Origin of the sequence: Streptomyces sp. 13-12-16, assembly GCF_002114215.1 — a bacterium.
GTDB lineage: Bacteria > Actinomycetota > Actinomycetes > Streptomycetales > Streptomycetaceae > Streptomyces.
Window position 1 is genome coordinate 19,162 of record NZ_NCTE01000831.1, and the last position, 3,283, is coordinate 22,444.

2 protein-coding genes and 1 riboswitch are annotated in these 3,283 nt (G+C 73.2%); both genes read left to right on the forward strand.

Annotated features, from left to right (window positions below):
• The first annotated feature begins 1 nt into the window (after position 1).
• The gene (locus tag B7767_RS30100; protein WP_085574913.1) at positions 2–1,369 is read left to right on the forward strand and encodes a pitrilysin family protein; all 1,368 of its coding nucleotides are present in this window, start codon (positions 2–4) and stop codon (positions 1,367–1,369) included.
• Complete coding sequence (locus tag B7767_RS30105; RefSeq protein ID WP_085574914.1) at positions 1,366–2,754, forward strand: pitrilysin family protein; 1,389 nt, start codon at positions 1,366–1,368, stop codon at positions 2,752–2,754. The genes B7767_RS30100 and B7767_RS30105 overlap by 4 nt, the downstream gene beginning before the upstream one ends.
• A 202-nt stretch (positions 2,755–2,956) precedes the next feature.
• A riboswitch (cyclic di-AMP (ydaO/yuaA leader) is annotated at positions 2,957–3,121 on the forward strand.
• The last annotated feature ends 162 nt before the right edge of the window (positions 3,122–3,283 follow it).

The window sequence follows — 3,283 nt, forward strand, 5'->3', positions numbered from 1 at the left end:
CATGGGTCACACGGCCACAGCCCAGGCAGGCTCCGGCGGCCTGACAGCGACCGAGCACCGCCTGGCCAACGGCCTGCGCGTGGTGCTCTCCGAGGACCACCTGACCCCGGTCGCCGCGGTGTGCCTCTGGTACGACGTGGGTTCGCGCCACGAAGTCAAGGGACGTACGGGTCTGGCTCACCTCTTCGAGCACCTGATGTTCCAGGGCTCCGCCCAGGTGAAGGGCAACGGTCACTTCGAGCTGGTCCAGGGCGCCGGCGGCTCCCTCAACGGCACCACCAGCTTCGAGCGCACCAACTACTTCGAGACCATGCCCGCCCACCAGCTGGAGCTCGCCCTCTGGCTGGAGGCCGACCGCATGGGCTCCCTGCTGACCGCCCTGGACGACGAGTCCATGGAGAACCAGCGGGACGTCGTCAAGAACGAGCGCCGCCAGCGCTACGACAACGTCCCCTACGGCACCGCCTTCGAGAAGCTGACCGCCCTCGCCTACCCGGAGGGCCATCCGTACCACCACACGCCCATCGGCTCGATGGCGGACCTGGACGCGGCCACCCTGGAGGACGCCCGCCAGTTCTTCCGCACGTACTACGCGCCGAACAACGCCGTGCTCTCCGTCGTCGGCGACATCGACCCGGAGCGGACGCTCGCCTGGATCGAGAAGTACTTCGGCTCCATCCCGGGCCACGACGGCAAGCCCGCCCCGCGCGACGGCTCGCTGCCCGACGTCATCGGCGAGCAGCTCCGCGAGATCGTCGAGGAGGAGGTCCCCGCGCGTGCGCTGATGGCCGCCTACCGCCTGCCGGAGGACGGCACGCGCGCGTGCGACGCCGTCGACCTGGCGCTCACCGTCCTCGGCGGCGGCGAGTCCTCGCGGCTCTACAACCGGCTGGTACGGCGCGACCGTACGGCGGTGGCCGCCGGCTTCGGCCTGCTGCGGCTGGCCGGGGCACCCTCCCTGGGCTGGCTGGACGTGAAGACGTCCGGCGACGTGGAGGTGCCGGTCATCGAGGCCGCCATCGACGAGGAGCTCGCCCGGTTCGCCGAGGAGGGCCCCACGGCGGAGGAGATGGAACGCGCGCAGGCCCAGCTGGAGCGCGAGTGGCTCGACCGGCTCGGCACGGTCGCCGGCCGCGCCGACGAACTGTGCCGGTACGCGGTCCTGTTCGGCGACCCGCAGCTCGCCCTCACCGCCGTACAGCGCGTCCTGGAGGTGACGGCGGAGGAGGTGCAGGAGGTCGCCAAGGCCCGCCTGCGCCCCGACAACCGCGCGGTGCTCGTCTACGAGCCCGTCACCCCGGAAGCCGAGGACGCCGAGGAAGCCGCCGCAGCCGCCGGCACCGACGAGAACGAGGAGGCGGCGAAGTGACCGAGCTCGCCACGATGGACTTCCACCCGCAGCCGCAGGCGGGCGACGCCAAGCCCTGGGCCTTCCCGGCCCCCGAGCGCGGCACGCTCGACAACGGACTGACCGTGCTGCGCTGCCACCGCCCCGGCCAGCAGGTCGTCGCCGTCGAGGTGCTCCTCGACGCGCCCCTGGAGGCCGAGCCGGCCGGCCTCGACGGTGTCGCCACGATCATGGCGCGGGCCTTCTCCGAGGGCACCGACAAGCACTCCGCCGAGGAGTTCGCCGCCGAGCTGGAGCGCTGCGGCGCCACTCTGGACGCGCACGCCGACCACCCCGGCGTCCGCCTCAGCCTGGAGGTCCCGGCCTCCCGGCTCACCAAGGGGCTCGGGCTGCTCGCCGACGCGCTCAGGGCGCCCGCGTTCGCCGACAGCGAGGTCGAGCGGCTGGTCCGCAACCGCCTCGACGAGATCCCGCACGAGCTGGCCAACCCCTCCCGCCGCGCCGCCAAGGAGCTCTCCAAGGAGCTGTTCCCGGCGAGTGCCCGTATGTCGCGTCCGCGCCAGGGCACCGAGGAGACGGTCGCCGGCATCGACTCCGCGGCCGTACGCGCCTTCTACGAGAAGCACGTCCGCCCCGCCACGGCGACCGCCGTGGTCGTCGGCGACCTCACCGGCATCGACCTGGACGCGCTGCTCGGCGACACGCTGGGCGCCTGGACCGGCTCCTCGGCGCAGCCGCGGCCCGTTCCGCCGGTGGTCGCCGACGACACCGGGCGCGTGGTGATCGTGGACCGTCCCGGCGCCGTCCAGACGCAGTTGCTGATCGGCCGTATCGGCGCGGACCGGCACGACCGGGTGTGGCCCGCGCAGGTGCTCGGCACGTACTGCCTCGGCGGCACCCTCACCTCCCGCCTGGACCGCGTGCTGCGCGAGGAGAAGGGCTACACCTACGGCGTGCGGGCGTTCGGACAGGTCCTGCGGTCCGCCCCGGACGGCACGGGCGCGGCGATGCTGGCCATCAGCGGCTCCGTGGACACCCCGAACACCGGCCCCGCCCTCGACGACCTGTGGACGGTGCTGCGCACGCTCGCCGCGGAGGGGCTCACCGACGACGAGCGCGACGTCGCCGTGCAGAACCTCGTGGGCGTGGCGCCGCTCAAGTACGAGACCGCCGCGGCCGTCGCGAGCACCCTGGCCGACCAGGTCGAGCAGCACCTGCCCGACCACTACCAGGCCGACCTGTACCGGCAGTTGGCCGCGACCGGCACCGTGGAGGCCACCGCGGCCGTCGTGAACGCCTTCCCGGTGGACCGCCTGGTGACCGTCCTCGTCGGTGACGCGGCGCAGATCAAGGCGCCCGTCGAGGCCCTCGGCATCGGTGAAGTCACCGTCGTGACGGCCGAGTAGCGGGCCGCGAGGACGCACGCGCGCGTGGGGCCCTGGTGACACGGAAGTCACCAGGGCCCGCTTATGCCCGAATCGGGGCGGAAGTTGCCTGTCTGGCCTGTGGGATGCGCTACAAAACCCGGGATTCGTTTGAGGATCGGGAGACGGCCCGCTTAGCGTCGTCCGGGCTGTTCGTCGGGCAGTGCGCCGCACCCGCGGCACCGGACAGCCATCGCCGAGTCCCCCTACGGCGCGAGCCAGGGGAGCCGGGGACCCACCGCAGTCCCTGGGGTGAATCGGACGCCCGCGCGTGTCGCGAGGGGGTCCGTAGGAGACCTTCCTGCTCCGAACCCGTCAGCTAACCCGGTAGGCGAGAGGGAAGGAAAGGACCAGCCTGTACATGGCGTTCACCCGCGCCCCGGGCAAGCACCGTCGTCCCAGCCGGACGCAGCGCGGCACCGCCCGCGCGGCGGGCGTCGCGGCGCTCACCACCACCGGCGTCGTCGGCTCCCTCGCGGCCCCCGCACTCGCCGCCGAGCCCGCTGCCGCG

What these genes read in the sequence shown, in the direction of transcription:
- B7767_RS30100 (WP_085574913.1), top strand. Translation starts at nt 2, where the DNA reads ATGGGTCACACGGCCACAGCCCAGGCAGGCTCCGGCGGCCTGACAGCG.